The sequence below is a fragment of the Streptomyces sp. KLMMK genome (assembly GCF_036961605.1).
Classification (GTDB): Bacteria; Actinomycetota; Actinomycetes; order Streptomycetales; family Streptomycetaceae; genus Streptomyces; species Streptomyces telluris.
The window spans coordinates 1-924 of record NZ_JBAMDC010000778.1 but is presented as its reverse complement, the minus strand read 5'-3'; the positions used below and the strand labels follow the sequence as shown (position 1 = coordinate 924).

2 protein-coding genes are annotated in these 924 nt (G+C 73.4%); both read right to left on the bottom strand.

The window, feature by feature from the left end; genetic code table 11:
- A partial coding sequence (locus tag V7793_RS37910) for a bifunctional ornithine acetyltransferase/N-acetylglutamate synthase (protein ID WP_336014305.1) occupies positions 1–216 on the bottom strand: 216 nt, incomplete at its 3' end.
- A gap of 91 nt (positions 217–307) precedes the next feature.
- The coding region (gene argC / locus V7793_RS37905; protein WP_336014303.1) for an N-acetyl-gamma-glutamyl-phosphate reductase at positions 308–924 on the bottom strand (617 nt) is incomplete at its 5' end.

The following is a 924-nucleotide window of genomic DNA, read 5'->3' as shown; positions in this document are numbered from 1 at the left end:
GCCGGAGTTGAGGACCACGGCCGAAACCTGTCCGCCCTTGAGGACCTGCTGCGACCACACCACCGGCGCGGCCTTCACCCGGTTCGAGGTGAAGACGCCCGCAGCGGCCAGGCGCGGGCCCTGGTTGACCACGAGGGCCAGGTCGGGACTGCCGCTCTCCTTGATCCCGGCGGCGATACCCGCCGCCGTGAATCCCTTCGCTGCCGTGACGCTCACTGCATCTCCTCGTTCTCGCCCATGGCCCGGACGTCCAGGGGGTCGCACGGCACCAGTCGTGCCAGTACGGTCGCGATCAGCCGGCGGACGCTCATGGCGCCACCCCGGTGACGGGCAGGCCCAGCTCCTCGGGGAGGCCGAGGGCGATGTTCATGCTCTGCACCGCGCCGCCGGCGGTGCCCTTGGCCAGGTTGTCGATCGCGCTCACCACGACGATCCGCCCGGCCGCCTCGTCCAGCGCCACCTGCACCAGCACGGTGTTGGAGCCGACCACCGCCCCGGTGGTGGGCTGTTGCCCTTCCGGCAGCAAGTGCACGAAGGGCTCCTCCGCGTACGCCTGCGCATAGGCCGACCGGAGCGCGTCGGCGGTCACTCCGGGCAGCGCCGGGGCCGAGCAGGTGGCGAGGATGCCGCGGGGCATGGGCACGAGGACGGGGGTGAACGAGACGCTGACGGACCGTCCGGCGGCCGCGGAGAGGTTCTGTGCGATCTCGGGCGTGTGCCGGTGGGTGCCGCCCACGCCGTAGGCACCGGCCGAACCCATGACCTCGGAGCCGAGCAGGTGCGGCTTGGCCGCCTTGCCCGCACCCGACGTCCCCGACGCCGCCACGATCACCGCCTCCGGTGCCGCCAGCCCCGCCGCGTAGGCCGGGAACAGCGCCAGCGACACCGCCGTCGGGTAGCAGCCGGGGACGGCGATGCGCCGCG